This window comes from Caballeronia sp. LZ003 (assembly GCF_031451465.1).
Classification (GTDB): Bacteria; Pseudomonadota; Gammaproteobacteria; order Burkholderiales; family Burkholderiaceae; genus Caballeronia.
This window is the reverse complement of the sequence record NZ_JARUXJ010000190.1, coordinates 1-436: the sequence shown is the minus strand read 5'-3', so window position 1 is coordinate 436 and position 436 is coordinate 1. Positions and strand designations below refer to the sequence as shown.

The window sequence follows — 436 nt, the reverse complement described above, 5'->3', positions numbered from 1 at the left end:
GTCCTCCGGATCTGCGGCGGTCACTGCGAGCACGTGATACGGCTCGACGTGCCCCGCCACGCCGGGTTGAACGCGATGTTCGCGATCATGCCAGTCCGTAGGTCGCAGCGGCAGCACATCCACTTCGAACAGGTTGATCACTGGTGTGCAGAACAGACGGAAGCTCTCGCGGCACACCGGATAATCACCCGGTACGCGCCCGCTCAGTTCGATTTCAAACGTCATCTGCGATTCGCCCGCCGGCAGCATCGAGGCGTCGAAGCCGCACAGATCGACGAAGTGGAATTTTTGCGGGAACACGAAATATTCCAGCAGTGTCTGCTCGCGATCCAGCGCTCGGTCGCGCTCGGGCTCGGTGACCGGCCACAGCCGCGTAGTCGGGCCAAAGCCCGCCCCTTCGAATTGAACGCCCTCGAGCGGCTGCAACTCGCCATTG

1 protein-coding gene is annotated in these 436 nt (G+C 62.6%); it reads right to left on the bottom strand.

Annotated features, from left to right (window positions below; genetic code table 11):
- Positions 1 to 436 (bottom strand): type VI secretion system baseplate subunit TssF (locus QCE79_RS33990; protein ID WP_309852020.1); only part of this gene is annotated, 436 nt, incomplete at both ends.